Consider the following 23,783-nt stretch of genomic DNA (forward strand, 5'->3'; position numbering starts at 1 on the left):
TCACAAGCTCGCACGAGAGGAGCGAACCCCCTTGCTCGACCCATATCTCGGCATCCTGATCCTCGCGTTGGTCGGCGTGCTGAACGCGGCCGCGATGATGGGCGTATCGCACTTCGTGGGCTCCCGCCGGCCGACCGCGGTGAAGGCGAGCCCGTACGAGTCGGGGATTCCCCCGCTCGGGACGACGCGGGAGCGTTTCTCGGTCAACTTCTACATCGTGGCGATGCTCTTCATTGTCCTCGATATCGAGACGCTCTTCCTCATTCCGTGGGCCGCGATCTTCCGGGAACTGGGGATGGTCGGGTTCGTGGAGATCACGGCGTTTCTGACCGTGCTCGGCGTCGGACTCGTGTACGCGTGGAAGAAGGGGGCCCTCGAATGGGACTGAGAACGCTCGACGTGCTGCCTCCCGGCGCGCACCCCGAAGAGGGCAGGGTCGACACCGGCATCCCGCACAACTGGATGACGACGAAGCTCGACTACGTCATCAACTGGGCGCGCCGCAACTCGCTGTGGCCCATGCCGTTCGGCACCGCCTGCTGTGCGATCGAGATGATGGCCTCCGCCGCGACCAAGTACGACATCGGCCGCTTCGGGATGGAGCGCATGTCCTTCAGCCCCCGGCAGGCGGACCTGATGATCGTCGCCGGCCGGGTGACCTACAAGCTCGCCCCGGTCCTGCGCCGGGTCTGGGACCAGATGCCGCAGCCCAAATGGTGCGTCTCGATGGGCGCCTGCGCGAGTTCCGGCGGGATGTTCGACAACTACACGATCGTCCAGGGGATCGACACGATCGTGCCCGTCGATGTCTACGTCCCGGGCTGTCCGCCGCGGCCGGAAGGCCTCATCTACGGACTCCTGATGATCCAGGAGAAGATCAAGGGAGAGTCGCTTGCCGACCCCCGCGCGCGGGACGAGGCTCCGGAGGCGGTCGGACGCCCGAATCTGCCCCCCGAGACGATCGAACTCGTCGCCCAGCCCTTCGGCAACTCGACGAATCAGAACCGCATGAGCGGGCTCGGCCCGACCTCCGCGCTGACCCGGTCTCGCGACCGGCGCGAACGCCGTCTGGAACACCGGGATTGACCGGGGCGCTCCGCCGTTGACGACCGCGACGACGACCGCCCCTCCGCGCATGGTGCGGGTCGCGTCCCTCGACGGGGATGCGGCGAGCCATCCCTCGGTCCTCGCCCTCCAGGAGCGCTTCGGAGAGGGCGTGCGGCGCGTGGAGATCGACGCGCTCGGCTATCCCGTCGTGTGGATCGACCCGGGCCTCAACGCCGACGCGCTCCGCTTCCTCCGCGAGAGCCCCGACCAGGCGTACGACCTGCTCGCGGACCTCATGGGGGCGCACAGCGGCATCGGGGCCCCGATCCAGGTGTGGTACCAGCTCTGGTCCATGGCGCACGGCCGCCAGCTGCGGGTCGCGTGCGAGGTGCCGATGGACGACCTCGAGCTGGACAGCGTCACCGACCAGTGGCTCGCCGCCGACTGGCTCGAACGCGAGGTGTGGGACATGTACGGCGTGAGCTTCCGGGGCCACCCGGACCTGCGCCGCATCCTCATGCCGGAGAACTACGAGGAGGGGTTCCCGCTCCGGAAGGACTTCCCGCTCCGCGGACGCTTCAGCCGCTCCCGGCAGGTGAGCCGCGCGCTCTCCCGCGACCTCGTCGACATGTATGCCGTCGAGGAGCTGGAGATGGCGGGCTACGCCGTTACCGAGGACGGAGACGTACGGGCGCCGTCGGAGCAGACGGCTGAAAGCGGAGCACCGGACGGGTCGCCAACCGGGGCACCGGGCGGAATCCGCGACGTGAGCCCGGACGAGAAGCCCGAGGACGCGCTCGAGGGCGAACCCATCCTCATCAACATGGGACCGCAGCACCCCGCGACCCACGGCGTCCTCCGGCTCGTGCTCCAGCTCGACGGGGAGCGCGTCGTGCGCTGCTCCCCCCATATCGGGTACCTGCACACCGGCTTCGAGAAGACGTGCGAATACCGTGAATGGAATCAATGCGTCCCCTACACGGACCGCATGGACTACCTCGCGCCGATGCTCTACAACATCGGCTACGCCGGGGCGGTCGAATCGCTCCTCGACGTCGAGATCACGGAGCGCTGCCGCGTCGTCCGCGTCATCCTCGGCGAGTTGAACCGCATCCTCGGCCACCTCCTGTGGCTGGGGACGACGGCGATCGACATCGGCGCCTTCTCCGTCTTCCTCTACACCTTCCAGGAGCGCGAGCGGATCTACAACCTGCACGAGGCGTACACGGGGGGCCGGATCACGACCTCCGTCACGCGCGTCGGCGGGATGATGGCGGACCTGCCCGTGGGCTGGACGGCGGCGGCGCGCGACTTCGCGGCGACCTTCCCGGAGACGCTGGACGAGGTCGAGCGGCTCCTGTCGCGCAACGCGATCTGGCAGGGCCGCACGATGGACATCGGCCTGCTCTCCGCGGACAGGGCGGTGAGCTACGGCGTCACCGGACCCACGCTCCGCGCGAGCGGCGTGGCCTACGACGTGCGGAAGGCGCGTCCCTACCTCGGCTACGAGGAGTACGACTTCGATGTGCCCGTGGGGACGGCCGGCGACGTCTACGACCGCTATCTCGTGAGGGTGGAGGAGATGCGGCAGAGCGTCCGCATCATCGAACAGGCGCTGGACCGGCTCCCGGGCGGCCCGATCAACATCGACGACTACCGGATCGTCCTCCCCCCCAAGGGCGAGGCGATGGGGTCGATCGACACGATGATCTCGCACTTCAAGCTCGTGATGGAGGGCGTCCGCGTGCCGGCCGGCGAGACGTGGTACTCGATCGAAAGCTCGAAGGGCGAACTGGGATTCGGGATCATCTCCGACGGCGGCACGAAGCCCGTCCGCTGCCGTTTCCGCGGCCCGTCGTTCATCAACATCGCGTCGCTCCCCGAACTCGTGAAGGGTGAACTCGTGGCGGACGTCGTCGCGATCAACGCCTCGCTCGACGTCGTGCTCGGAGAGATCGACCGGTGAGCCGGCGCATCCATCCCGCGGTCGTCGCGGCGCAGCCCTTCCAGTTGACGGCGAGGGAGACGTTCGACGGTCCCATCTTCGAGACGGAGGAGGGGAAGCACCGGCTGGAGGCGGCCCTCTCCCGCTATCCGACGAAGCAGGCGGCGCTCCTCCCCATGCTCGGTTTCGTGCAGTCGGTGAAGGGGTGGATCGAACCCGCGGACATGGTCGAAGTCGCCGAGGCGCTGGACCTTACGCCCGCCTACGTGCACTCGATTGCGACCTTCTACACGATGTACAACAAGCACCCGGTCGGGCGTCACTTCGTCCAGGTGTGCACGAACATTTCGTGCCACCTGAACCGGGCCGAAGAGGTGCTGCACCGCTTCCTCGCCGAGACGGGGACGCGGGAGGGCGAGGTCTCGGCGGACGGCGAGTTCACCGTGATCGAGGCGGAGTGTCTCGGCGCGTGCGGCTTCGCCACGGTCGTGCAGGTCAACGACCGCTACCTCGAGGATGTGACGCCGGACTGCGTGCCCGGGATCGTGGCGAATCTGCGCGGGGCGGGTAACGGCGCGGCGACGGACGGGCCGGGGGCGGGAGGCGACGCATGAGCTTTCCGCACGGCAGCGAGCTCGAGACGACGACGCGCCTCTCGCGGCACCAGGGCGAGGCCGAAGCGCGCACGCTCGAAGGGTGGCGCGCCCGCGGCGGCTACGAGGCGCTCCGGCGGTCGCTCGACATGTCGCCGGCCGAGATCACCGAGGTCGTGAAGGCCTCCGGTCTCCGCGGGCGCGGCGGCGCGGGCTTCCCGACGGGCCTCAAGTGGAGCTTCATGCCGAAGGACGACGGCAAGCCGCACTACCTGTGCTGCAACGCGGACGAGTCGGAGCCGGGCGCCTTCAAGGACCGCGAAGTCATCCGCTGGACGCCCCACCTCCTCATCGAGGGCTGCCTGATCGCCTCGCGCGCCATCGGGGCGGAGCACGCCTACATCTACGTGCGGGGCGAGTTCTTCGAGGAGACGCAGGTCCTCAACGCCGCGGTCGTCGAGGCGTACGAGACCGGTCTCGCGGGGGACGGGATCCTGGGCTCGTCGTGGTCGTGCGACGTGACGATCCACGGCGGGGCCGGGGCGTACATCGCCGGCGAGGAGACCGGCCTCATGAACTCGCTCATGGGCAACCGCGCGGAACCCTGGGCGAAGCCGCCCTTCCCGGCGCAGGCGGGAGCGTTCGGGATGCCGACGACGGTGAACAACGTCGAGACGCTCGCCGCGGTCCCCATGATCCTGGAGAACGGCGCCGACTGGTACCGGCAGTGGGGGAGCGAGGAGTCGCCCGGCACGAAGCTGTGGAGCTGCTCGGGCCACCTCGTGCGTCCCGGCAACTACGAGTTCGCGCTCGGCCTGCCGCTGAGCGACATCATCTTCGAGGCCTGCGGCGGCACGCCCTCGGGCAAGCCCGTGAAGGCCGTGATCCCGGGCGGGTCGTCCACGGCCTTCCTGACGGGGGACGAACTCGACTGCGCGACGACGTACGAGGGGCTGGCCGAGGCGGGAAGCGCGCTCGGCACCGCCTCGCCGATCGTGATGGACGAGGACACGGACATCGTCGCGGCGATGCGGCGGATCGCGCAGTTCTACGCGCACGAGTCGTGCGGCCAGTGCGTGCAGTGCCGCGAGGGCACGTCGTGGGTCGTCCGCATCCTGCAGCGGATCGAGGCGGGGGACGGGCGACCGGCGGACATCGACACGCTGTACGAGCTGTGCGAGCAGATGACGGGACGCACGATCTGCGTGCTGGCGGACAGCGTCGTGTTCCCGCTCGAGTCCTCGCTCGACAAGTTCCGCGCCGACTACGAGGCGCGCATGAAGCCGACCCTGGTCGCGGCGGGGTGACGCATGGCGGGTGAGGATGGCCGAGATGGCTGAGAACGGGGCGAAGGCGACGGTTACGCTCAAGATCGACGGGGTCGAGGTCACGGTCCCGAGCGGCACGCGGGTCATCGAGGCCGCGGAGCACGTGGGCGTCGTCGTGCCGCGCTACTGCTACCATCCGGGGATCCCCACGCGGCCGGCGCAGTGCCGCATGTGTCTCGTGGAGGTCGAGGGACGGCCCAAGCTCGAGCCCTCCTGCACGCTGCAGGCGGCCGACGACATGGTCGTGAACACGGCGAGCGACACGGCGCGCACCGCCCGCCAGTCGGTCATCGAGTTCCTCCTCGTCAACCACCCGCTCGACTGCCCGATCTGCGACGCCGCGGGGCAGTGCATGCTCCAGGACTACGCCTACGTCACGAACCAGCTCGAGAGCCGGGTCGACGAGCCGAAGCGGATCATGGGCCGCGACCGCATCTCCGACGACATCCTCTACTTCGCGGACCGCTGCGTCATCTGCACCCGCTGCGTGCGCTTCATGCGGGACGTCGCGGAGGACGATTCGCTCATCGTCGCCCAGCGCGGAGACAAGGCCTACATCGACACCTTCCCGGGCCGCGAACTCGACAACCCCTTCCAGGGGAACATCGTCGACGTGTGCCCCGTCGGCGCCCTCGTGCACGAGGACTTCGTGTTCAAGGCGCGGGCGTGGGACATGGACGCGGCGGCGAGCGTGTGTCCGGGGTGTCCCACCGGCTGCAACGTCACGATCGACACGAAGGAGAACCAGATCGTGCGCGTGAAGCCGCGGCACAACGCGGCCGTGAACTCCTGGTGGATGTGCGACTACGGCCGCAAGCACCTCGTGATGACGAACCGCGGCGTCCGGGCTGAACTCCCCCTCATCCGCGCCGGTGGCGGGGACGGCGGCGGCGGCGAGCTGAGGCCGGTGGACTGGGCGACGGCGCTCGACTGGGTGGCGGAGAAGATCGACGCGCTCGGCGCGCCCGGCGGGAGCGCGGTCGTCTCCCCGGACGCCTCGAACGAGAACCTGTTCTACCTCCGGACGCTCCTCGACCGGCTCGGCGTCGCGGACGCCGCCTTCCGGGTCCCGCAGGGCGAGACCGCCGAACTCCCGACGGTCCCGACGCTCAAGCTGAGAGCGGACCGCGCCGCGAACGCGACCGGCGCCGGGTTCTTCGGCGGCCGCCGCGCCGACGGCCCGCCCGACGGCCCGCCGGGCGGCGCGCTTGTCGTGCTCGATGACGAACTCGAGGGCGCCGGCGAGGACTTCGGCGCCTCAACCGACTTCTTCCTCTATCTCGGGACGCGGCTCCCCGGCGCGGCGCGCAACGCGGACGCGGTGCTCCCGATCGCGACCTTCGCCGAGATGGACGGCACGTTCACGAACTTCGAGGGCCGCGTGCAGCGCTTCCACCAGGCGCTGAGGCCGCCGGGCCTGGCCCGCCCGGGCTGGATGGTGCTGAGTCGCGTGCTCGCCCGCCTGGGAGACGGCGAGGCCGTCAACGACGTGCGCGGCGCGTTCGAGCGGATGGCGGCGCAGACTCCGGCCTTCGCGGGCCTGACGTGGGACGGGATCGGGCTCAAGGGCGCCCCGGCCGCCGGCGCGGCCGCCGAAGCCGCCGGCGTCGCCGGTTCCGCGGAGGCCGGCGCGTGAACCCGGTCACGGGCGGCGCCTTCGTCCTCGCCACCGTGGGGAAGGTCATCCTCTTCTTCTCGGTGCTGATGCTCGCGGTCATGCTCGCCACGATCTTCGAGCGCAAGGTGTGCGGCTTCATGCAGGACCGGAGCGGCCCGAACCGCGTCGGTCCGTGGGGCCTCCTCCAGGTCATCGCCGACGGGCTCAAGAATCTCCTGAAGGAAGAGACGATGCCGGCGCAGGCCGTCCGGCCCTTCTTCCTCCTCGCGCCCGTCCTCGGGATCCTGCCGGCCACGATCCTCTTCGCCGTCATCCCCTTCGCCTCCCCGCTGCCCACGCAGTGGGGGCTCGTGGAGATGATCGTGGCGGACGTGCCGATCGGGTTCCTCTACGTGCTCGCGATCGGCTCGATTGGCGTGTACGGCGTCGCGATGGGCGGCTGGGCCTCCGGGTCGAAGTACTCGCTGCTCGGCGGACTCCGAGGCTCCGCGCAGATGGTGAGCTACGAGGTCGCGCTCGCGCTCAGCCTCGTCCCGCTCATCCTCCTGACCGGGGACGTGCGCGCCCCCGAGATCGTCTCGATGCAGCAGACGTTCACCGCCGGGCCCGCGACCTACGCGACGTGGTTCATGTTTCCGCTCCTCGTCGGCCTCTTCTTCTTCTTCGTTTCGGGGCTCGCGGAGACGAACCGCCTGCCCTTCGACCTTCCGGAGGCGGAGGCCGAACTCATCACCGGATACCACACGGAGTATTCGGCGATGAAGTTCTCGATGTTCATGATCGGCGAGTTCGCGCACGTGATCACGGTCGCCGCGCTCGTCACCGTCTTCTTCCTCGGCGGGTGGGACATCCCGTTCTGGCAGGGGGACAATATCCGCGTGCTCTCCGACGGGACGGTGATCGGAGAGCCGACGTGGTGGAAGACGCTGCTCACGCTCGGCGCCTTCGGTGTGAAGACGTCGCTCCTCGTGCTCGTCTTCGTCTGGATACGGTGGACGCTGCCGCGCTTCCGCTACGACCAGCTCATGGATCTGGGCTGGAAGTTCATGCTCGAAGCGGTGACGGTCTACATCCTCGTCATCGCCTTCGTCATCCTCGGAATCGAGGCGGTCGGGATCCCGGCCGGCGGCTGGTACGCGTTCGTTCTCTTCCTCGTGAATCTTGCGCTCGCGGGGGTTCTCTTCTTCGCCATGGACCGGGGGACGCTGATCCGCGGCGGGGCGAAGGGAGCGAGGCCGGCCGGCGGCGGCGACGCCGGGGAAGGTAAGGGAGGGTAAATGCCTGGAGAGGTGAAGGTTGTGGAGCGGCCGCGCGCGGAGAGTTCGTACGTGCGGGCGGCGGCGAAGGGGATGTCGATCACGATGCGGCACCTCCTGAGCCCGAACAAGAAGACGCAGCAGTATCCCGACGAGAAGTGGGAACTCGCGCCGCGGACGCGCGGAACGCACCGCATGGCGGTGCACGAGGACGGACGGGCGAAGTGCGTGGCCTGCGGCCTGTGTCCGACCGTCTGCCCCGTGAACTGCATCAAGCTCGTGCCCGCCGAAGACGAGAGCGGCGAGCGCTACGCGGCGATCTACGAGATCGACGAGTTCCGCTGCATCTTCTGCGGCTACTGCCAGGAGGTGTGCCCGGTCGAGGCGATCCACCTCGGCGTGCACTACGAGAACGCGGAGTATTCGCGTGAACGCTGGGTGTACGACCTCGAGCGGCTCGTCGAGCAGGAGCACGACGTGACCGCGCTGTGGGATCCGCAGGACCCCGCGTCGCAGTGATGCCGCGATGATCCAGGACTTCCTCTTTCAGGCCTTCGCGGCGAGCGCGATTCTGGGCGCGGTGATCATGGTCACGCGCCGGAATCCCGTCTCCGCCGTGATCTTCCTCGTCGGCGTGTTCTTCGCCACCTCGGGCATGTTCCTCATGCTCGACGCGCACTACATCGCGGCGATCAACGTGATCCTGTACGGCGGGGCCATCATGGTCCTCTTCCTCTTCGTCCTCATGCTCCTGAACCTGGGGCACGCGGACTGGCGCGACCTGAGGGGGCCCGTCGGAGGCCTCATCGGCGGCTCGATCTCGATCGCCTTCCTCGGCGTCCTCACGCGCCTCTTCGTGGGCGGCACGGACGCCCGGCCGGTGGTGGAGATCGCGGGCAGCGCCCTGCGCGAGGCGGCTGCCGAACAGGGCGTCGTCGGCGTCGTCGCCCGGCCGCTCTTCACGGAGTACACGATCGTGCTCGAGGTCACCGGCGTCCTCCTGCTCGTCTCCATCGTGGGGACGATCCTGCTCGCCCGGAGGGAGCGCACATGAGCGAGGCCGGCATGGCGGGCGCGCTCGGACTGAACGGACTCATCGCCCTCTTCGTGAGCGCGATCCTCTTCTCCATCGGCGTGATCGGGGTCCTGCTGAGGCGCAACGCGATCATCGTCTTCATGTGCGTCGAACTGATGCTCAACGCCGCGAACCTGTCGCTCGTCGCGTTCTCGCGCATGCACGGGATCGAGGGGCAGATCTTCGTCTTCTTCGTGATGGCCGTCGCCGCGGCGGAGGCCGCCGTGGGACTCGCGATCATCATCGCGATCTTCCGGCACTATGAAGTCGTGGACCTCGACCGCTTCCGGCTCCTGAAGTGGTGAGCCTCGGCGCCCTCGCGGGGCAGGAGGGGGCGGGAGCCGGGTTCCATCCGGTGTTCCCGTGGCTCATCCTCGCCCTCCCGCTGCTCGGCGCGGCGGTGAACGGCCTCGGGGCCTTCCTGTGGCGCGACGACAAGCGGATCCCGACGATCGTCGGCCCCGCGGCGCTGCTCGGGAGCTTCGCCGTCGTCCTCGTCAACTTCATCGGGATGAGCGGGGCGGAGCTGCACGGCGCGGAAGTCGTCCGCCTGTGGAGCTGGATCGTGTCCGGGGACCTGAGCATCGGGGTCGACCTCCAGTTCGACCAGCTCTCGATGCTGATGTGCATGATCGTGACCGGCGTCGGGAGCCTGATCCACATCTACTCCGTCGGCTACATGCGCGACGACCCCGGCTATTCCCGCTACTTCTCCTATCTCAACCTCTTCGTCTTCTTCATGCTCGTCCTCGTCCTGGGGGCCAGCTTCCCGCTGATGTTCGTGGGATGGGAGGGCGTGGGGCTCTGTTCGTACCTGCTCATCGGCTTCTGGTACGAGAATCGGGAGTACGCGAACGCGGGGAAGAAGGCGTTCATCATGAACCGGATCGGCGACGCGGGCTTCCTCGTCGCCATGTTCCTCGTCTTCACGGCGTTCGGGACGCTGGACTTCGTTCCCGTCCTCGCGGCGGCGGAGGGGACGCTCGCGTACGGCGGCGCGCTCGCGACCGGGATCACGCTCCTCCTCTTCCTCGGCTGCACGGGGAAGTCGGCCCAGATCCCCCTTCACACCTGGCTTCCGGACGCCATGGCGGGTCCGACGCCGGTCTCGGCGCTCATTCACGCGGCGACGATGGTGACGGCGGGGGTCTACCTCATCGCGCGCACGAGCGTCCTGTTCGCGCTCTCGCCCGTCTCCCAGGGGGTGGTCGCGGCGGTGGGCGCGGGGACGGCGCTCTTCGCGGCCTCGATCGCGATCCGGCAGTACGACATCAAGAAGGTGCTCGCGTACTCCACGATCTCGCAGCTCGGCTACATGTTCCTCGCCGTCGGGGTGGGGGCGTTCACGGCCGGCGTCTTCCACCTGATGACGCACGCCTTCTTCAAGGCGCTCCTCTTCCTGGGCGCGGGCGCCGTGATCCACGCGGTGCACCACGCGTGGGCGCACGGCGACGACGGGCACGGGGACGGCGACGCGCACCACGGCGACCCGAACGACATGCGGAACCACGGCGGGCTCCGGAAGTTCATGCCCCGCACCTTCGTCTTCATGTGGGTCGCGACGCTCGCGATCGCGGGCGTGCCGCCGCTGGCCGGGTTCTTCTCGAAGGACGAGATCATCTGGTACTCGGGGGCGTACGGATACCCGATCCTGTGGGGCGTGGCGCTCGCGACGGCGCTGCTCACGGCCGTGTACATGGCCCGCCTCATGGTGATGACCTTCCACGGCGGGAACCGGACCTTCGGCCACGGGGGAGCCCAGGAGGCCGGGCGGCGTCTGCACGAGGTGCCCGCCGTCATGTGGGCGCCGCTCGCCGTCCTCGCCGTCCTCTCCGTCGTTGGGGGGTGGGCGAACATCCCCGAAGCGCTGCCGCTCCTCCCGACCGTCGAGTGGCTGCACCACTGGCTCGAGCCCGTGTTCGCGCCGGCGATCGCCGTCAAGGAGGCGCACGGCTTCTCCCCCGAGTACCGGTCGCCCGTCGGGGGCGGCGAGGCGCTGTGGGCGGGGATCTCCGCGGCGATCGCGATCGCCGCCGTCGTCGGGACCGTCCGCGCCCTGTCGCCGAAGCCGGTGCCGACGGAGGCGGAGGCCGTGGCGCCGACCGGGTTCGCCCGCGTGCTCCACGACAAGTGGTACGTGGATGAACTGTACGACCGCGCGATCGTCCGTCCCTCGCTGGCCCTGTGGCGCGCCTGCTGGCGGATCGTGGATGCGGGCATCATCGACGGCGCCGTGAACGGCGCGGGGCGCGCCGCCCGCCTCCTCGGCTGGGCCGGGGGGCAGCTCCAGACGGGCCGCGTGACGACCTACCTCGTCGCCTTCATGCTCGGTGCGCTGCTCGTCCTCGGGGTGCTCTCATGATGGCCCTCTACGACGGGCACTGGATCCTGACGGCGCTCGTGCTCCTCCCCCTCCTCGGCGGCGCGGCCTGCCTCGTGGTGACGGAGGCGCGCGCGAAGACCGTCGCGCTCGCGACGACGCTCGTCCTGTTCGCGCTCTCGCTGCCGCTCTTCTGGACCTTCGACACGGCGGAGCCGGGATTCCAGAATCTCGTCTCCATCCCGTGGATCGAGGCGTGGGGGATCTCGTACGCGGTGGGGGTGGACGGGATCTCCATCCTCATGATCCTGCTCACGACCTTCACGATGCCGTTGGCGGTGGCGGGCTCCTTCTCCTACATCCGGCGCCGGGAGCGCGCCTTCTACGCGATGCTCCTCTTCCTCACGACGGGGATGATCGGCGTCTTCGTCGCCCTCGATCTCTTCCTGTTCTACGTGTTCTGGGAGATCATGCTGATCCCGATGTACTTCCTCATCGGGGTCTGGGGCGGGGAGCGCAGGATCTATTCCGCCGTGAAGTTCTTCCTCTACACGGCGGTGGGCTCGCTCCTGATGCTCGTCGCGATCGTGACCCTCGCCTGGATCTTCCAGGACGGCTCGGGGGCGTGGAGCTTCGCCTACGAGGATCTCGTGTCGCTCGAACTCGCGCGGCGCGCGCAGCTGTGGCTCTTCGCGGGGTTCGCGCTCGCGTTCGCGATCAAGGTGCCGCTCTTCCCGTTCCACACCTGGCTGCCCGACGCGCACGTGGAGGCCCCGACGGCGGGCTCCGTGATCCTGGCGGGGGTGCTGCTCAAGATGGGCGTGTACGGCTTCCTGCGTTTCGGGCTCCCCTTCTTCCCGGCCGCGGCGACGGACCCCGTGGTCGTGAACGCGATGCTCGTGCTGGGGCTCATCGGGATCCTGTACGCGGCCTGGGTGGCGGCGGTCCAGCCGGACGCGAAGAAGCTCATCGCCTATACCTCGGTCGCCCACCTCGGCTTCGTCGTGCTCGGCGTGTTCGGGCTCACGACCCAGGGGATCGAGGGCGGCATCCTCCAGATGGTGAACCACGGGATTTCGACGGGGGCGCTCTTCCTCCTCATCGGGATGCTGTACGAGCGGCGGCACTCGCGGGAGATCGCGGACTTCGGCGGCATCGCGAAGGTGATGCCGGTGTTCGCCTTCGCGCTCGTCGTCGTCGCGCTTTCCTCGGTCGGGCTTCCGGGGACGAACGGCTTCGTCGGCGAGTTCCTGATTCTCGTGGGGACGTTCCGGACGCACCCGTGGATCGCCGCCATCGCGACGACCGGCGTGATCTTCGCGGCCTGCTATATGCTGCCGATGGTGCAGCGCGTCCTCTTCAACCGCCTCGACCGCGAGGAGAACCGCGCGCTCACCGACGTGAACCGGCGGGAGCGGCTGATCCTCGCACCGCTCCTCGCGCTGATCCTGCTCATCGGCGTATGGCCGGGTCCGTTCCTGAACCGAACGAGAGCGTCCGTGGAGGCGCTCATCGAACACGTGGAGACGCGCGCGGCGAGCGTGCCCGCCGCGGAGCCCGTCTCCGTCGACCCCGTTTCCATCGAGGCCGCGTCCGTCGAGGCCGGGGGAGGGGAGTGACGTGAGCCATTGGATCGCGCTCCTCCCGGAAGTCGTCCTGTCGCTGGCGGCGATGTTGATCCTCATGCGCGACGCCTTCGTCCGTCCGGACGCGGGCGGCGCGGGCGAGGGCGGTGCCGGCCGCGACCGGATGTCCGTCGACTGCCTCGTCACCCTGTATTCGATCGCGGGCGCGCTCATCGCCAGTCTGTGGCTCATGGACGCCTCCGCCCCGCCGGACGCGATGATCGCGCTCGACGGCTTCCGCGTGGCGGCGGACGTGATCCTGCTCGGCGGAGCGCTGCTCGTGGTGTCGCTCTCGCGCGACTACCTGGACCGGGAGGGGCTGCGTTCCCCGGAGTTCCACGCGCTCGTTCTCCTGGCCCTCGTCGGGATGATGGTGCTCGTCGCGGCGCGCGACCTCATCCTCCTCTTCGTCGGCCTCGAGCTGATGTCCATCTCCGTCTACGTCCTCACCGGATTCGTCCGCAAGAACCCGCGCTCCTCCGAGGCGAGCCTCAAGTACTTCATCGTCGGGGCCTTCGCGAGCGCCTTCGTCGTGTACGGGATCGCGCTCCTCTACGGGGCCACCGGGACGACGCGCCTGGCCACCGCCGCCGAGGCCATCGCGGCCGGGCCGGCCGGGGGGGACCTCCTCCTCGTCGCCGGTATCGGCCTCCTCCTCATCGGCTTCGCGTTCAAGATCGCCGCCGTCCCCTTCCACATGTGGGCGCCGGACGCCTACGACGGCGCCCCCACGCCGGTGACCTCGTTCATGGCGACGGGGGTCAAGGCGGCCGCCTTCATCGCGCTCCTGCGCGTGTTGACCGTGGATCTGGGGGGCGCGGCCGAGGTGTGGAGGGGCGCCGTGTGGTGGCTGGCGATCCTGACGATGATCGTGCCGAACCTGGTCGCGCTGTCGCAGCAGGATGTGAAGCGGATGCTCGCCTACTCCTCGGTGGCCCACGCCGGATACCTCCTCGTCGGCGTCGTCGCGGCCTCGGAACTCGGCCGCTCCGCCTCGCTCTTCTACCTCGCGGCGTACACCGTGGTGACGGCCGGGAGCTTCGCCATCGTCTTCCACGTGGCGGGGCGGGGCGACCGGAACCAGCGGGTGCGCGACTACCGGGGGCTGGGCTGGCGGCGTCCCGTGCTCGGCGCCGCGCTCCTCGTCTTCCTCCTATCGCTGGCCGGCTTCCCGCCTACGGCGGGCTTCGTGGGAAAGCTGTACCTGCTTCGCGCCGCGGTGGATGCGGGGGAGATCTCGCTGGCCGTCACGCTCGTGCTGACGAGCCTCGTCGCCTACTACTACTACCTCCGCGTGGTATGGAAGATGTACTTCGAGGCGGCGCCCGAGGACGCCCACACGCCGCCCTCTCCCAAACCGGGGTTCAATCTCGTGATCGGGACCTGCGTGGCGCTGATCCTTCTCGGCGGCCTCTTCCCGGGCCGGATCATCGACCGGGCCCGCGACGCGCTCGCGGATGCGCCCGCGCCCGGCATGGTTGTGCAGGCCGAGGACCCGCCGACGCCGTAATGCGGATCCATTCCGGAATCTTCCGCGAATACGACATTCGCGGGATCGTCGGGGACGACCTGACGGAGACGGCGGTCGAACTCGTCGGGCGGGCCTTCGGGACCGAACTCGCCGGGCGCCCGTCGCCCCGCGTCGTCGTGGGACACGACAACCGGCCCTCGTCTCCGGCGCTCTCCGCCGCGCTGTGCCGCGGTCTGTGCGCCAGCGGCGTCGACGTGACGACGATCGGCACCGTCCCCACGCCGACTCTCTATTTCGCCGCCATCGAGTTCGGGACGGACGGGGCGATTCAGATCACCGGATCCCACAATCCGCCCGAATACAACGGAATCAAGCTGGTGCGGGACGGCGGGTCGCTCTACGGCCCGGCGATCCTGGCCCTCCGGGACCGGATCGAAGCGGAGGACTTCGCGTCGGGCCGCGGGGAGGTGCGGGCGGCGGAGATCCTCGACCGCTACGTGGAGGAGATCGCGACCCGCGGACGGGTCGAAGGCGACGTACGCATGGTGCTCGACTGCGGGAACGGGGTGGGGAGCGTCGTCGCGGTACGCGCGCTGACCGCCGCGGGAATCGACGTGGACGGCCTCTACTGCGAGTCGGACGGGACCTTCCCGAACCACCACCCGGACCCGACCGTGGACGAGTACGTGCAGGACCTGATCGCGCGCGTCCGGGGGAGCGACGCGGACCTCGGCGTGGGACTCGACGGGGACGCGGACCGGATCGGCGCGGTGACCGAAGAGGGAAAGATCATCCGGGGTGACCACCTGCTCCTCCTCTTCGCGCGGGAAGTGCTCGCGGAGCGGCCGGGGGCCGAGGTCGTCTTCGACGTGAAGTGCTCGCAAGCGCTGCCCCGGGTCATTCGGGCCGCTGGCGGCGTGCCCGTGATGTGGAAGACGGGACACTCACTCATCAAGGAGCGCATGCGGGCGGGGGGATCTCCGATATCGGGTGAGATGAGCGGACATATCTGCTTTGCCGACAGATTCTTCGGCACGGACGACGCGATCTACGCGGCGGCTCGTCTCGCGGGTCTCGTATCCCGTTCGGGTCGCCCGCTCTCCGAGTTGGCGGCGGAGATTCCGAGCTATCCGGCCACGCCCGAACTGCGCATCGACTGCCCGGAGGAGCGGAAGTTCGGCGTCGTCGCGGAGGCCGTGCGTTTCTTCCGCGAGCGTTACGAGGTCAGCGACATCGACGGCGTGCGCGTCCTCTTCGATGGCGGGTGGCTGCTGATCCGGGCGAGCAACACGCAGCCGGTCGTCGTGGCGCGGATCGAGGCGGACACGGAGGCGCGCCTGCGGGAGATCGCGGACGTGGCGCGAACCTTTCTGGCCGGCGAGGGGGTCGACCTGCCGGCGGTTTGAAGCGAGATTCGAGGCGATGAATATTCATGAGTACCAGGCGCGGGAGATCTTCGCCCGGCACGGCATCCCCGTGCCCGAGGCGGAGGTCGCCGCGACGGCGGAGGCGGCCCGGGCGGCGGCCGAACGCTTCGGCGGACCGGTCGTCGTCAAGGCCCAGGTCCACGCGGGAGGGCGCGGCAAGGCGGGGGGAGTCAAGCTCGCCGATACGCCGGCCGAGGCGGGCGACAGAGCCGAAGCCATCCTCGGGATGGAGATCAAGGGGATCGTGGTGCGGCGGGTCCTCGTCGCGCCGGCCGAGGACATCGCGTCCGAGGCCTACGTCGGCATCGTGCTCGACCGGGCGCGCCGGGCGGATACGATCATGGTCTCCTCGGAGGGCGGCGTCGACATCGAGGAGGTCGCCGCGACGATGCCCGAGGCGATCCGAAAGGTCGCCGTGGACCCGCGTTACGGGCTCCTTGCCCACCAGGCGGCGCTCCTCGGCCATCACCTCTACGACGACCCGCGCGCGGCGCGGCAGGCCTCCTCCATCATCGCGAAGCTCTACGAGGCCTACCGGGCGAGCGGCGCCACCCTTGCGGAAGTCAACCCGATGATCGTGAACCCCGCCGGAGAGGTGAAGGCGATCGACGCGAAGATGAACATCGACGACAACGCCCTCTTCCGGCTCCCGGAGATCGAGGCGCTTCGCGATACGGGGGCGGAGAATCCGGCCGAGGTGCGGGCGCGCGAGGCCGAACTCACCTACATCCAGCTCGACGGCAACGTCGGGTGCTGCGTGAACGGGGCCGGCCTCGCGATGGCCACGATGGACCTCGTGAAGTACTACGGCGGCGAGCCCGCGAACTTCCTCGACATCGGGGGCTCTTCGAATCCCGACAAGGTCGTGGCCGCGCTCGAACTCATCACCGAGGACCCCAAGGTGAACTCGATCCTGTTCAACATCTTCGGCGGCATCACGCGCTGCGACGACGTCGCGAACGGGATCGTGGAGGCGGCGAGCCGCATGGAACTCGGGGTTCCGATCACGATCCGCCTCACGGGAACGAACGAGGAGAAGGGGGTCGCGATCCTCGCCGCGCGGGGCTTCGAGGCGATGGTCGACATGGACCGGGCGGTCGAGACGGCCGTCGGACGGGCGGGCGGCGGCTGATGGGGATTTTCATCGGAGACGATACGAGGCTCGTGGTCCAGGGGATCACGGGACGCGACGGCTCGTTCCACACCCGGCAGATGATGGAGTACGGCACGCGCGTCGTGGCCGGCGTGACCCCGGGGAAGGGCGGCCGGACGTTCGACGGCGGCGTGCCCGTGTTCGACACCGTGGAGGAGGCCGTGGCCGAGGCGGGAGCGAACACGAGCGTCATCTACGTGCCCGCGCGCTTCGCGGCGGACGCGGTGTTCGAGGCGGCGGACGCCGGGATCGCGCTCATCGTCTGCATCACGGAGGGCGTGCCGGTGGGGGACATGCTGCGCGTGCTCCCGTATGTGCGGGAGAAGGGCGCGCGTCTCATCGGTCCCAACTGTCCCGGACTCATCGTCCCCGGCCGCTGCAAGGTCGGGATCCTCCCCGGCCAGATCGTGCGCGAGGGGCCGGTCGGGATCGTGAGCCGTTCCGGCACCCTCACCTACGAGGTCATCTTCCAGCTCACGCGGGCCGGGATCGGGCAGTCCGCCTGCGTCGGGATCGGGGGGGATCCGCTCATCGGCACGGATTTCGTCGATTGTCTCGCGGCGTTCGAGGCGGATCCGGAGACGGAGGCCGTCGCGGTCATCGGGGAGATCGGCGGGACGGACGAGCAGGTGGCGGCGGAATACGTGTCGCGGGAGATGAGCAAGCCCGTCGTCGGGTTCATCGCGGGCCAGACCGCGCCGCCCGGCCGGCGCATGGGGCACGCGGGCGCGATCATCTCGGGCTCCGAGGGGACGGCGGAAGAGAAGATCCGCGCCTTCGAGAGCCACGGGATCGGCGTCGCGCGGAGGCCCGCCGACCTGGTCGGGCTGATACGCGACCCATGAAGGTTCGTGAGATCATGACCCGCGACGTGACCACGGCCGCTCCCGGGATGACGCTGGAGGAGGCGGCGGAAATGCTCGCGCGGAGGCGGCTGCGCGCGATGCCCGTCATCGATGACGAGGGCCATGTGCTCGGGATGCTCACGGACCGCCTGCTGATCAGTCGGCTCCTGCCCGCGCTCGAGCGGGCGGACGCGGGCCGACCGCCGGCGGCAAGCGGTCACGCCGGGGAGGTGCGCGACATCATGGAACGAACCGTGATGTGCGTGAAGGAGGACGAACCGCTGGCCAACGTGGTTCGTCTGATGCTGGACAGGGAAATCGAACGCCTGCCGGTCGTCCGCGAGGGCCAGCTCGTCGGGTTTCTGACGCGCGGCGACATCATACGAAGGCTCCTTCTGCGGGACACGGCGGGCGAAACGGAAGAAACGAAAGGGGAGTGAGGCCGTGCAGACGATGACGCTCGCGATCATCAAGCCCGATGCGTTCGGGTCCGGGAAGGCGGGCAGGGTCCTCGCGGCGCTCGAGGACGCGGGCTTTCGCATACGGGGGTCACGAGTCCTGCGGCTCGGGCGCGCAGGGGCCGAGGCGTTCTACGCCGTGCACCGGGAGCGGCCGTTCTTCGGGGCGCTCGTGGAGTTCATGACGTCGGGGCCGTGCATGGCGCTCGCGCTCGAACACGAGCGGGCCGTGCCCTACCTGCGCGAGGTCATCGGCGCCACGGACCCGGCGGATGCCGCGCCGGGCACCGTGCGCGCGCTGTACGCGGAGAGCAAGGAGCGTAACGCGATCCACGGCTCCGACTCCGACGAAAACGCGAGGGTCGAACTTGGCTTCTTCTTCGGACAGGTCGACCTCATCGGAAGCGCGTGAGCCCGCGACGCGCCTCGCGATCGCCGGACCCGCCGGACCCGCCGGAAGCCGCCCGGATCGGACTCGAGGGCCTCGACGCCGGCCCCATCGAGCGGGCGTTTCGCGTCGAGGCGCCGGGTGAATCGCTCGGCGCGTTGCCGCTCCCCTTCGAATACGTCGATGTCGAGGTTGAAGTCCGGCGCGCGGACGGGGCCGCGATTCGCGCCCGGGGCACGCTCGGCGCGCAGGCCGTCGCCGAGTGCCGCCGCTGCCTCGAGCCGACGCGGATCCGCGTCCGCGCCGGTTGGGACGCGCTGTACCGTCCGCCCGGCCGGGTCGCGCCCGGGGAAGAGGGGGTCTGGGCGCTGGACGCCGGGTCGGGCGAACTCGACCTGGCGGGGCCGATCCGCGAGGAGTTGTGGGTCAACGCGCCCGCCTGGGTGGAATGCTCGCGCGACTGCCCGGGGCTCTGCCCGACGTGCGGCGAGCGGCTCGCGGCACGGGATTGTTGCGGCCCGCCGCCGGAGCCCGATGCGCGCTGGGCCGCGCTGGAGGGATTGGGAGGAGGCTCGGAGGGCGGTTCGGAGAGCGACATTCCTTGACATTCCGGGGCGAAAAGTGCCAGTTGCCGTGTTCCGCTCGAACGCGACAACGCGGTGCGTTAGCCAATGGCTGCCAGGAGTGAGTTGACGATATGGCTGTTCCCAAGAGACGGACGTCGAAGCAGCGCAAGCGCAAGCGGCGTACGCACTACAAGGCGCCGGAAAACGTGTACCAGCCGTGCCCCAAGTGCGGGGATCCGAAACGACCGCATCGCGTCTGCCCGACCTGCGGATACTACGGGGACCGCGAGGTCGTTCAGATCGACGACTTTTGAAGCTCCCGAGCGCGGCCGCCCGTCCGGCGGCCGGGCCGGGTAGATCATTCGGGCAGCCGAACGTGATTCGGGTCGCACTCGACCTCATGGGCGGAGACGCCGCGCCGGAGGCCACTCTCGAGGCCGCCGCGGGTGCGCTCGACGCATGGCCGGACGATCTCGCCCTCCTGCTCGTAGGCCCCTCCAGCCTCCTGCGCGGAGAACGAACGCGATTCCCGCGCGACCGGGTCGCCTGGCTCGCGGCGGAGGAGTCCATCGACCCGGCGGAGCCCCCCGCGCTCGCCGTGCGGCGGAAGGCGGACAGCACCATCGTCCGCGGGCTGGAGGCCGTGCGCGACGGGAAGGCCGATGGCTTCGTGTCGGCGGGGCCGACGGGAGCCACGGTCGTGGCGTCCGTGCTCACGCTCGGCCTGCTCCCCGGCGTGGACCGGCCGCCGGTGGGCGCCCTCTTCCCGACCGCGACCGGGCGCGTCCTCGTCATGGACGTGGGCGCGAACGTGGACGTCACCCCCCGGCAACTGCACCAGTTCGCGCACCTGGGCTCGACCTACCTGCGCCGGACGCTCTCGATCGAACGACCGCGGATCGGCCTGCTCAACATCGGGGCGGAGGGAGAGAAGGGAGGAGACGTCATGGCGACGGCCCACGGCCTCCTCTCCGCCGACCCCGAACTCGATTTCATTGGGAACGTGGAGGGACACCGGATCGTGACCGGGGCCTGCGATGTGCTCGTGTGCGGTGGCTTCGTCGGCAACGTGCTGCTCAAGTTCTACGAGTCGATCGCCGAGTTCGTGCTCGAGATCTTCCGTAACGCCGGCGTCGGCGAAGGCGGCAGACTCGGCGAGGCGCTGCGTTTTCTCGACTATACGGAGTACGGCGGCGCGCCCCTGTTCGGCGTGGCCGGGGTCACGGTCATCTGTCACGGGACCTCCCCCGCGCGCGCGATCATGAACGGGATCCGCACGGCGGCCGACTGTGCCGCCTCGGGCTTCACTTCCGTCACTCGCACGTCCCTCGCCCGGATGCCGCAGGAGACCGGCGCGTGAGCGGGGTCGCGCTCCTCTTCCCGGGGCAGGGGGCCCAGTACGTGGGCATGGGCCGGGACCTGGCGGAAGACGATGGGTCGGTGCGGGAACTCTACGAGCGGGCTGACGACACGCTCGGCATGCCGCTGAGCCGGATCTGCTGGGAGGGGCCCGAGGAGGATCTCCGGGCGACGGAGAACGCACAACCCGCGATCATGCTGCACTCCTTCGCCATCTGGCATCTCATCGCCGCGCGCGCCGGGAAGCCCGGCATCGGCGCGGGACACTCGCTCGGGGAGCTGTCGGCCTACCTCGTGTCCGACGCCTTCGGCTTCGAGGACGGTCTCCGGATCGTGCGGGAGCGCGGGCGGCTCATGGGGGCCTCGGGCGCGGACCGGCCGGGCACGATGGCCGCCATACTCGGGCTGGACGCCGAATCCGTCGCCGACGCGTGCGCGCGGGCGGCGGAGGCCGGGGGGGTGGCCGTGCCCGCGAACCTCAACGCGCCCGGCCAGGTCGTCATCAGCGGCGACGCCGAGGCCGTGGCCGAGGCCGGCCGGCTCGCATCGGAGGCCGGCGCGCGCCGCGTCCTCCCGCTCAACGTGAGCGGCGCGTTCCATTCGCCGCTCATGGCGACGGCGGCCGACGGGCTGGCGGCGGCCCTCGAGGGGGCGCAGTGGCGGGAGCCGTCCTTTCCCATCGTCTCCAACGCCACGGCGACGCCCGTGACGGACACGGGGGAGGCGCGGCGAACCCTCATCCTGCAGCTCACGTCGCCCGTCCGCTGGATGGAGGGGATCGACCGCATCCGCGAGACGGGAAGCGCGCGCTGGCTCGAAGTCGGACCCGGCAACGTGCTCTCGGGCCTCGCCCGCCGCATCGATCGAAGTCTGCGCGTGACCGCGGTCGGAGATTCTCCGTCCGTGGATGCCTATCTGGGATCTTCGGACTGAAGGGTGCCTGAATGAGCGAATTGACGGGGGAGATCGCCATCGTCACGGGGGCGACGCGCGGCATCGGGACCGCGATCGCGACGGAACTGGCCCGGGGAGGCGCGCGCGTGGCCGTGGTCGGGACCGGAGCGGACCGGGCCCGGGCCGTGGCCGAGGGCCTGCCCGGCGAGGGTCATGCGGGCTTCGGCTGCGACGTCTCCGATCCGGAGGCGTGCAAGGGACTCGTCTCGGCCGTCTCCGGGAGCCTCGGCGACGCGACGATCCTCGTGAACAACGCGGGCATCACGCGCGACAACATCGTCCTCCGCCTCAAGGACGAGGACTGGCGCGCCGTGCTCGACACGAATCTGTCGGGGGCCTTCTATCTCATGCGGGCCGTGGCCCGCGGCATGATGAAGCGGCGCGCGGGAAATATCGTGAACATCTCCAGCGTCGTGGGCTTGACGGGCAACCGCGGCCAGTCCAACTATGCGGCGGCCAAAGCCGCCCTGATCTCGCTCACCCGAAGCGTCGCTCAGGAGCTTGCGAGTCGCGGTGTGCGGGCCAACGCCGTCGCGCCGGGGTTCATCGCCACCGACATGACCTCCGGACTGCCCGAGAGCGTTCAAAAAGCCATGTCGGAGAGGATTCCCCTCGGCCGGCCGGGGTCCCCGGAAGATGTCGCCACGGTGGTGCGATTTCTCGTCGGTCCCGGGGCTTCGTACGTTACCGGGCAGGTGATCGTCGTCGACGGCGGGATGGTCATGCAATCGTAGCGCCGACGCGGCATATTCGGTCGCCGGTACGGTCGCCGGAAAAGGGTCGGGAAACGGCGGGGCCGCGGGTCGGCCCCCTTCATTACAAGGAGAACACGCAATCATGGACAACGCGGCACGCGTGCGGGAGATCATCGCGCAGGAACTCGGCGTGGAGCAGGAGAAGGTGGTGGACGACGCGAACTTCGTCGATGATCTGGGCGCCGACTCGCTCGATACCGTCGAACTCGTGATGGCTTTCGAGGAGGAGTTCGGGATCGAGATCCCGGATGAGGACGCGGAGAGGATGCAGACGGTCGAGGAGGCCATCGCCTATCTGAACGAGAAGGTCTAGCAGCCCGCCCGGGCCCGCAGGCCTTTCATTTCATGAGAAGACGTGTAGCGATCACGGGGGTCGGCCTCGTCACCCCGATCGGGCTCGACCCCGACTCGACCTGGGACGCTCTCCTCCGCGGCGAGAGCGGCGCCGGGCCCATCACGCAGTTCGATACCACCGACCACTCGGTGCGCTTCGCCTGCGAGGTGAAGGACTTCGACCCGGCGAAGTACATGGACCGCAAGGATGCCCGGCGGGCGGACCGTTTCCTCCACTTCGCGATGGCCGCGGCGGATCAGGCCGTGACCGAGGCGGGCTTCGCCGAGGGGTTCGGAGAGCTTCCGCCGGATCGGGTCGGCGTGCTCATCGGCGTCGGGATCGGCGGGCTCCCGCTCCTCGAGGCCCAGCACGAGAAGCTGCTCGCCGGCGGACCGCGGCGCGTCTCCCCCTTCTTCATCCCCATGTTCATCCCGGACATGGCTTCGGGCATGGTTTCCATGCGATACGGGGCGCAGGGCCCCAACTATGCGACCGTGTCGGCCTGCGCCTCCAGCGGCCATTCCGTCGGGCTGGCCTTCCGCTCGATCCGCAACGGCGAGGCCGATGTGATGATCACGGGGGGCAGCGAATCCACGATCACGCCGCTCGCGGTCGCCGGCTTCGCGAACATGCGGGCGATGTCGACGCGCAACGACGATCCGAAGCGGGCCTCGCGACCCTTCGACGCGCACCGCGACGGGTTCGTGCTCGGGGAAGGCGCGGGGATGTTCATCCTCGAGGAGATGGAACACGCGAAGGCGCGCGGCGCGGCGATCCTCGGGGAACTCGCGGGCTTCGGGCAGAGCGCGGACGCTTACCACATGACGGCGCCGGTGCCGGACGGGTCGGGGGCGCGGCTCGCCATGGAACAGGCGCTCGACGACGCGGGAGTCGACCCGACGGAGGTCGGGTACATCAACGCGCACGGCACGTCGACGCCCGCGAACGACGTCTCGGAGACGAAGGCGATCAAGGACGTCCTGGGCGATCACGCGTACTCGATCGTCGTGGGCTCGACGAAGTCGATGACGGGACACACGCTGGGAGCGGCGGGGGCCATCGAGGGGGCGATCTCCGCCCTCGTCTGCAGGCACGGGATCATCCCGCCCACGATCAACTTCGAGGAAGCGGATCCCGAGTGCGATCTTGAATATGCCCACGGAGGGGTGCTGGAGCGGGAGGTCGAGGTCGCGCTCTCGAATTCTTTCGGGTTCGGCGGCCACAACGTCTGTCTGGCCGTCCGGCGCTGGAACGGAGACTAGAGGA

Annotated in this window: 25 protein-coding genes and 1 pseudogene; all 26 read left to right on the plus strand. The window is 69.5% G+C overall.

The genetic code is table 11. The annotated features are described in order from the left end of the window. Positions 1 to 31 precede the first annotated feature (31 nt). On the plus strand, positions 32 to 388 hold the full coding sequence (locus ACQY5G_RS12055; RefSeq protein WP_310785425.1) for an NADH-quinone oxidoreductase subunit A: 357 nt from the start codon (positions 32 to 34) through the stop codon (positions 386 to 388). Further along, positions 379 to 1,086, plus strand: coding sequence for an NADH-quinone oxidoreductase subunit B (locus ACQY5G_RS12060; protein WP_428274298.1), 708 nt, complete (start codon positions 379 to 381; stop codon positions 1,084 to 1,086). The genes ACQY5G_RS12055 and ACQY5G_RS12060 overlap by 10 nt, the downstream gene beginning before the upstream one ends. 49 nt (positions 1,087 to 1,135) lie before the next feature. Continuing rightward, positions 1,136 to 1,564, plus strand: a pseudogene (locus ACQY5G_RS12065) (NADH-quinone oxidoreductase subunit C); the annotation flags it as partial. A gap of 306 nt (positions 1,565 to 1,870) precedes the next feature. Next, a complete protein-coding gene (nuoD, locus tag ACQY5G_RS12070; RefSeq protein ID WP_428278691.1) occupies positions 1,871 to 3,013 on the plus strand; it encodes an NADH dehydrogenase (quinone) subunit D in 1,143 nt (380 codons plus the stop codon). Further along, complete coding sequence (locus ACQY5G_RS12075) at positions 3,010 to 3,606, plus strand: NAD(P)H-dependent oxidoreductase subunit E (protein ID WP_428274300.1); 597 nt, start codon at positions 3,010 to 3,012, stop codon at positions 3,604 to 3,606. The genes nuoD and ACQY5G_RS12075 overlap by 4 nt, the downstream gene beginning before the upstream one ends. Further along, positions 3,603 to 4,892 carry an NADH-quinone oxidoreductase subunit NuoF gene (gene nuoF / locus ACQY5G_RS12080; RefSeq protein WP_428274301.1) on the plus strand — a complete coding sequence of 430 codons (1,290 nt, stop codon included), beginning with the start codon at positions 3,603 to 3,605 and terminating at the stop codon, positions 4,890 to 4,892. The genes ACQY5G_RS12075 and nuoF overlap by 4 nt, the downstream gene beginning before the upstream one ends. Before the next feature lie 25 nt (positions 4,893 to 4,917). Next, positions 4,918 to 6,549: a molybdopterin-dependent oxidoreductase gene (locus ACQY5G_RS12085; protein WP_428274303.1), complete on the plus strand. Its 1,632-nt coding sequence runs from the start codon at positions 4,918 to 4,920 to the stop codon at positions 6,547 to 6,549. Beyond that, complete coding sequence (locus tag ACQY5G_RS12090) at positions 6,546 to 7,808, plus strand: complex I subunit 1/NuoH family protein (protein WP_428274305.1); 1,263 nt, start codon at positions 6,546 to 6,548, stop codon at positions 7,806 to 7,808. Before ACQY5G_RS12085 ends, ACQY5G_RS12090 begins: the two co-directional genes overlap by 4 nt. A 21-nt stretch (positions 7,809 to 7,829) precedes the next feature. Then, positions 7,830 to 8,306: a NuoI/complex I 23 kDa subunit family protein gene (locus ACQY5G_RS12095; protein ID WP_420616621.1), complete on the plus strand. Its 477-nt coding sequence runs from the start codon at positions 7,830 to 7,832 to the stop codon at positions 8,304 to 8,306. A gap of 7 nt (positions 8,307 to 8,313) precedes the next feature. After that, a complete protein-coding gene (locus ACQY5G_RS12100) occupies positions 8,314 to 8,841 on the plus strand; it encodes an NADH-quinone oxidoreductase subunit J (RefSeq protein ID WP_310758988.1) in 528 nt (175 codons plus the stop codon). Further along, the gene (gene nuoK, locus ACQY5G_RS12105; RefSeq protein WP_310785416.1) at positions 8,838 to 9,167 is read left to right on the plus strand and encodes an NADH-quinone oxidoreductase subunit NuoK; all 330 of its coding nucleotides are present in this window, start codon (positions 8,838 to 8,840) and stop codon (positions 9,165 to 9,167) included. Before ACQY5G_RS12100 ends, nuoK begins: the two co-directional genes overlap by 4 nt. Further along, the gene (gene nuoL, locus ACQY5G_RS12110) at positions 9,164 to 11,224 is read left to right on the plus strand and encodes an NADH-quinone oxidoreductase subunit L (protein ID WP_428274308.1); all 2,061 of its coding nucleotides are present in this window, start codon (positions 9,164 to 9,166) and stop codon (positions 11,222 to 11,224) included. Before nuoK ends, nuoL begins: the two co-directional genes overlap by 4 nt. Further along, complete coding sequence (locus tag ACQY5G_RS12115; protein WP_428274310.1) at positions 11,221 to 12,801, plus strand: complex I subunit 4 family protein; 1,581 nt, start codon at positions 11,221 to 11,223, stop codon at positions 12,799 to 12,801. Before nuoL ends, ACQY5G_RS12115 begins: the two co-directional genes overlap by 4 nt. Before the next feature lies 1 nt (position 12,802). Then, positions 12,803 to 14,317, plus strand: a complete 1,515-nt coding sequence (locus tag ACQY5G_RS12120) for an NADH-quinone oxidoreductase subunit N (protein ID WP_428274312.1) — start codon at positions 12,803 to 12,805, stop codon at positions 14,315 to 14,317. Further along, positions 14,317 to 15,684 (plus strand): phosphomannomutase/phosphoglucomutase, encoded by a 1,368-nt coding sequence (locus ACQY5G_RS12125; protein WP_428274314.1) that lies wholly within the window; start codon positions 14,317 to 14,319, stop codon positions 15,682 to 15,684. The genes ACQY5G_RS12120 and ACQY5G_RS12125 overlap by 1 nt, the downstream gene beginning before the upstream one ends. Positions 15,685 to 15,700: 16 nt before the next feature. Next, positions 15,701 to 16,837 (plus strand): ADP-forming succinate--CoA ligase subunit beta, encoded by a 1,137-nt coding sequence (gene sucC, locus ACQY5G_RS12130; RefSeq protein ID WP_428274316.1) that lies wholly within the window; start codon positions 15,701 to 15,703, stop codon positions 16,835 to 16,837. Then, positions 16,837 to 17,703 carry a succinate--CoA ligase subunit alpha gene (sucD, locus tag ACQY5G_RS12135; protein ID WP_428274318.1) on the plus strand — a complete coding sequence of 289 codons (867 nt, stop codon included), beginning with the start codon at positions 16,837 to 16,839 and terminating at the stop codon, positions 17,701 to 17,703. The genes sucC and sucD overlap by 1 nt, the downstream gene beginning before the upstream one ends. After that, positions 17,700 to 18,143 (plus strand): CBS domain-containing protein, encoded by a 444-nt coding sequence (locus ACQY5G_RS12140; RefSeq protein WP_428274320.1) that lies wholly within the window; start codon positions 17,700 to 17,702, stop codon positions 18,141 to 18,143. The genes sucD and ACQY5G_RS12140 overlap by 4 nt, the downstream gene beginning before the upstream one ends. Before the next feature lie 13 nt (positions 18,144 to 18,156). Next, a complete protein-coding gene (gene ndk, locus ACQY5G_RS12145) occupies positions 18,157 to 18,573 on the plus strand; it encodes a nucleoside-diphosphate kinase (protein WP_428278692.1) in 417 nt (138 codons plus the stop codon). Next, positions 18,570 to 19,154 carry a YceD family protein gene (locus ACQY5G_RS12150; RefSeq protein WP_428274322.1) on the plus strand — a complete coding sequence of 195 codons (585 nt, stop codon included), beginning with the start codon at positions 18,570 to 18,572 and terminating at the stop codon, positions 19,152 to 19,154. The genes ndk and ACQY5G_RS12150 overlap by 4 nt, the downstream gene beginning before the upstream one ends. 92 nt (positions 19,155 to 19,246) lie before the next feature. Further along, entirely contained in the window at positions 19,247 to 19,429 is a 183-nt protein-coding gene (gene rpmF, locus ACQY5G_RS12155) for a 50S ribosomal protein L32 (protein WP_428274324.1), read from the plus strand. A 62-nt stretch (positions 19,430 to 19,491) separates the two neighbouring features. Continuing rightward, positions 19,492 to 20,475 (plus strand): phosphate acyltransferase PlsX, encoded by a 984-nt coding sequence (plsX, locus tag ACQY5G_RS12160; RefSeq protein ID WP_428274326.1) that lies wholly within the window; start codon positions 19,492 to 19,494, stop codon positions 20,473 to 20,475. After that, positions 20,472 to 21,407 carry an ACP S-malonyltransferase gene (gene fabD / locus ACQY5G_RS12165; protein ID WP_428274328.1) on the plus strand — a complete coding sequence of 312 codons (936 nt, stop codon included), beginning with the start codon at positions 20,472 to 20,474 and terminating at the stop codon, positions 21,405 to 21,407. The genes plsX and fabD overlap by 4 nt, the downstream gene beginning before the upstream one ends. Positions 21,408 to 21,418: 11 nt before the next feature. Continuing rightward, a complete protein-coding gene (fabG, locus tag ACQY5G_RS12170; protein WP_428274330.1) occupies positions 21,419 to 22,162 on the plus strand; it encodes a 3-oxoacyl-[acyl-carrier-protein] reductase in 744 nt (247 codons plus the stop codon). A 103-nt stretch (positions 22,163 to 22,265) separates the two neighbouring features. Further along, on the plus strand, positions 22,266 to 22,496 hold the full coding sequence (locus ACQY5G_RS12175; protein ID WP_310759001.1) for an acyl carrier protein: 231 nt from the start codon (positions 22,266 to 22,268) through the stop codon (positions 22,494 to 22,496). Positions 22,497 to 22,528: 32 nt separating this feature from the next. Further along, positions 22,529 to 23,779 carry a beta-ketoacyl-ACP synthase II gene (gene fabF, locus ACQY5G_RS12180; protein WP_428274332.1) on the plus strand — a complete coding sequence of 417 codons (1,251 nt, stop codon included), beginning with the start codon at positions 22,529 to 22,531 and terminating at the stop codon, positions 23,777 to 23,779. The last annotated feature ends 4 nt before the right edge of the window (positions 23,780 to 23,783 follow it).

Source organism: Candidatus Palauibacter sp. (assembly GCF_965261555.1).
In the GTDB taxonomy this organism is placed as follows: domain Bacteria; phylum Gemmatimonadota; class Gemmatimonadetes; order Palauibacterales; family Palauibacteraceae; genus Palauibacter.

What these genes read in the sequence shown, in the direction of transcription:
- ACQY5G_RS12060 (WP_428274298.1), top strand. Translation starts at nt 379, where the DNA reads ATGGGACTGAGAACGCTCGACGTGCTGCCTCCCGGCGCGCACCCCGAA.
- nuoD (WP_428278691.1), top strand. Translation starts at nt 1,871, where the DNA reads ATGGGACCGCAGCACCCCGCGACCCACGGCGTCCTCCGGCTCGTGCTC.
- nuoF (WP_428274301.1), top strand. Translation starts at nt 3,603, where the DNA reads ATGAGCTTTCCGCACGGCAGCGAGCTCGAGACGACGACGCGCCTCTCG.
- ACQY5G_RS12085 (WP_428274303.1), top strand. Translation starts at nt 4,918, where the DNA reads ATGGCTGAGAACGGGGCGAAGGCGACGGTTACGCTCAAGATCGACGGG.
- ACQY5G_RS12100 (WP_310758988.1), top strand. Translation starts at nt 8,314, where the DNA reads ATGATCCAGGACTTCCTCTTTCAGGCCTTCGCGGCGAGCGCGATTCTG.
- nuoK (WP_310785416.1), top strand. Translation starts at nt 8,838, where the DNA reads ATGAGCGAGGCCGGCATGGCGGGCGCGCTCGGACTGAACGGACTCATC.
- ACQY5G_RS12115 (WP_428274310.1), top strand. Translation starts at nt 11,221, where the DNA reads ATGATGGCCCTCTACGACGGGCACTGGATCCTGACGGCGCTCGTGCTC.
- ACQY5G_RS12125 (WP_428274314.1), top strand. Translation starts at nt 14,317, where the DNA reads ATGCGGATCCATTCCGGAATCTTCCGCGAATACGACATTCGCGGGATC.
- sucC (WP_428274316.1), top strand. Translation starts at nt 15,701, where the DNA reads ATGAATATTCATGAGTACCAGGCGCGGGAGATCTTCGCCCGGCACGGC.
- sucD (WP_428274318.1), top strand. Translation starts at nt 16,837, where the DNA reads ATGGGGATTTTCATCGGAGACGATACGAGGCTCGTGGTCCAGGGGATC.
- ACQY5G_RS12140 (WP_428274320.1), top strand. Translation starts at nt 17,700, where the DNA reads ATGAAGGTTCGTGAGATCATGACCCGCGACGTGACCACGGCCGCTCCC.
- ndk (WP_428278692.1), top strand. Translation starts at nt 18,157, where the DNA reads ATGACGCTCGCGATCATCAAGCCCGATGCGTTCGGGTCCGGGAAGGCG.
- rpmF (WP_428274324.1), top strand. Translation starts at nt 19,247, where the DNA reads ATGGCTGTTCCCAAGAGACGGACGTCGAAGCAGCGCAAGCGCAAGCGG.
- fabG (WP_428274330.1), top strand. Translation starts at nt 21,419, where the DNA reads ATGAGCGAATTGACGGGGGAGATCGCCATCGTCACGGGGGCGACGCGC.
- ACQY5G_RS12175 (WP_310759001.1), top strand. Translation starts at nt 22,266, where the DNA reads ATGGACAACGCGGCACGCGTGCGGGAGATCATCGCGCAGGAACTCGGC.
- fabF (WP_428274332.1), top strand. Translation starts at nt 22,529, where the DNA reads ATGAGAAGACGTGTAGCGATCACGGGGGTCGGCCTCGTCACCCCGATC.